Source organism: Hyphomonas sp. (genome assembly GCF_040882205.1).
In the GTDB taxonomy this organism is placed as follows: Bacteria; Pseudomonadota; Alphaproteobacteria; order Caulobacterales; family Hyphomonadaceae; genus Hyphomonas.
On sequence record NZ_JBBEBT010000235.1, the window covers coordinates 1 to 2,914 of the forward strand.

Annotated in this window: 2 protein-coding genes; both read right to left on the bottom strand. The window is 64.6% G+C overall.

Annotated elements, in window-relative coordinates; genetic code table 11:
• Positions 1–64: 64 nt before the first annotated feature.
• On the bottom strand, positions 65–985 hold the full coding sequence (locus tag WEA77_RS10015; RefSeq protein ID WP_368067736.1) for a hypothetical protein: 921 nt from the start codon (positions 983–985) through the stop codon (positions 65–67).
• Positions 972–2,687, bottom strand: a complete 1,716-nt coding sequence (locus tag WEA77_RS10020; protein WP_368067737.1) for an Hsp70 family protein — start codon at positions 2,685–2,687, stop codon at positions 972–974. The genes WEA77_RS10015 and WEA77_RS10020 overlap by 14 nt, the downstream gene beginning before the upstream one ends.
• Positions 2,688–2,914: the final 227 nt, after the last annotated feature.

The window sequence follows — 2,914 nt, forward strand, 5'->3', positions numbered from 1 at the left end:
GCTCGCCCGCATCCATCTGCAAATTTAGCCGCGTTCTCCTGCCCGCAACAGTCCTGACCCGGCGTCAGCTACCGCCCGCCGACATGAAGAAACGCACGACCTGGCTGATCAGGATGCCGGCGCCAACCCACAGCCAGATCGCCCCGCCGCCAGCCTCGCCGCCAGCCTCGCCGCCCCGCCGCTCGCCGTCCTTCGCGCCGAACAGGTCTGCCTTCGCTTCGGCCAGCCGGGCCTGCTTGCTGTCTGTCGCCGGCATGGCCGCCAGTGCCAGCTCACGGCGCACCCGCACCAGCCAGTCATTCAGCTGCCGCACCCAGCCATTCATCACCGGTTGCCTCGACCAGCCATAATACTGGTCCAGCGCGTCGAGCACGTCCAGCGTCAGCCAATCCGGAGCCCGCATCACCTGCGGCTGCAGATTGAAACCGGTCCGGTCACAGAGGAAACCGCGCACTTTCCACTGCATCGCCTGATACTCCTCGATGCCTGCCACATCCGCGTCATCGATCACCTGCAGAATATCGCGCGCCGCGGCGCCATAAGCGCCGCGTGTGAGCAATTCGACGAGCCGCTCATGGGCCGAATTTATGCGGCAGCCAAATTCCATCTGCGCCGCGCTTGGCGTTTCGCCATAATCTTCGCCTTCGTACTCCTGAGCAAGTTCGACTTGAGGAAGTTCGGAATTGTGAACCGAATACTCCTGCAGCTGGGCATCCGGCGCCGACCCAGCCTCCCGGCCTGTTTCTGCTGAAGACTGCCCATAAGCGTCAGGTGGGCTGTGGTTCTGCGCATCTTCGCCATCGCCGCCGCGCCGGCGCACTTCGTTCCGGGCCCGCTCAAACGCCGCGCGCAGCGCCATGAACCCCGCCCGGTCATCCTCAGGCCGCGTCAGTTTCAGCTTCGCTGCATAGGCCCGGCGCACATCGGCGTCCGTCGCCGTCGACCGGTCCAGTTCCAGAAGTTTGAACGGATCAGAAGACATCATCGCGTTCGAAATTGCCGATGATTCGCTCGATCTGCCGGCGCGTCTCGCTGATCTCGCGCACATCCTGGCGCGAAAGCACGCCCTCGAACTCGGCAATCAGTCTGCCTACGGACTGGCGCCGGTCGCCCAGAAGGTTTTCATAAGCCGCCCGCAGCCGCGCGATCAGCGCCGCATTCTCCTGCTGCTCGCGCGGGTGGATCTTGATGGCGCTCAGCGCCTTCAGCCGCTTCTCGATCTCGGCGCGGGGCAGGCTACCCGGATTGCCCTCGATGACGAGCCGCTCCGTCTTCTTTGTCGCCAGCGGTGTCGCCTCCACCTCCAGCACGCCGGACGTATCATAGGTATAGCGAAGCTCCACGGACTTGTCGTCCTTGGGTCCGCCGCGAAGAGGAATGTGCAGCGTGCCGATCAGGATATTGTCTTTCACGAACGGGCTCTCGCCCTGATAGATGCGCAGCGCAATCTCGTGCTGGTTCGGATGCAGCGGCGAGATTACATCCGCCTTCGATACCGGCACCACTGTATTGCGCTCGATCATCGGCGAAAACTGTCCGTGCTCGTACTTTCCCTCACTCACCTGGATCGAGGTCTCGAAGCCCAGTGTGAACGGGCAGACATCCGTCATCACCACATCCTCCAGCGCCGTGTGCCGGGCTGCCAGTCCCGCCTGCACCGCTGCGCCCAGCGCCACCACATGGTCCGGGTCGATCGAATATTCCGGGAATCGCTTGAACAGCCGCGTCACCAGCTGGCGCACCGCGTGCATCCGCGTTGCTCCGCCCACCGTGATGATCCGGTGCAGGTCGTCCGCCTTCAGGCTTGCATCTGAAATTGCCCGCTGGATCGGCAGGCGCAGCCGCTTCAGGATCGGGTCGGTAATCTCGTCGAATTTCTCCCGCGTGCTGCTCACGCCCCGCGCCTCGCCCTTTAACGCGAACTCGGCCCGCGTCTCCGGCGCCTCGCTCAAATGAACCTTCATCCGGTCCGCCAGCGCGCGTAAGCGCGCGCCGTCTTCCCGGCTCACATCCTCCGGCTTTACGCCGATCTGCCGCCCCAGCTCCATCGCCAGCGCGTCCGTGAAGTCCTCTCCGCCCAGGAACGCGTCCCCCGCCGAGGCACGCACCTCCATCACCCCTGAAAACATCTCCAGGATGGACACATCAAACGTCCCGCCGCCCAGATCCACGACAAGAAACGTCGACTCCCCCTGCCGGTCCTGCAGCCCATAAGCCAGCGCCGCCGCCGTCGGCTCGTTGATCAGCCGGTTCACCTTCAGGCCCGCAAACTCCGCCGCCGTGATCGTTGCCTTGCGCTGGATGTCGTTGAAGTAGGCCGGCACCGAGATCACCGCCTCGTCTACCTCCTGCCCGAGAAAGGCCTCCGCATCTGCCCTCAGCGCGCGCAATACAAAAGAGGAAAGCTCCTCCGCCCGGAAAGCCTTCTTGCCCAGCACCATTTCATGATTGGTGCCCATGTGCCGCTTGAACCGCGCCGCCGTCAGCGCCGGGTGCGTCAACAGCCGGTCCTTCGCCGCCCGCCCCACCAGCAGCGCCCCATCATCGCCGTAGCCCACCGCAGACGGCGTCAGGAAATCCCCCAGGCTGTTGGGAATCAGCTGCGGCCCGTCGTCCGTGAACACCGCCGCCAGCGAGTTCGTCGTACCAAGGTCAATGCCAATCAGCGTCCGGGCCGTTTCAGTCATGGGGGAGCGAAGTCTTTCTGCATCCGGTGTCATTCCAGCCTTAGCTTTTCAGCCGGCCGCGTCCAAGGGTGAACGGCGCCTTGAAAATGCAATAGTGTAACGATACACGCGCAGACATGTCTGCGCTCCGCCTGCCTGCCTTCGCCAGCTTCCTTCTCCTGCTCGCCGCCGCCTGCGGCCGCGCGGCGCCCCCCCCCCCGCCAGCGCCGCTCCCCCCAAACCCGCGG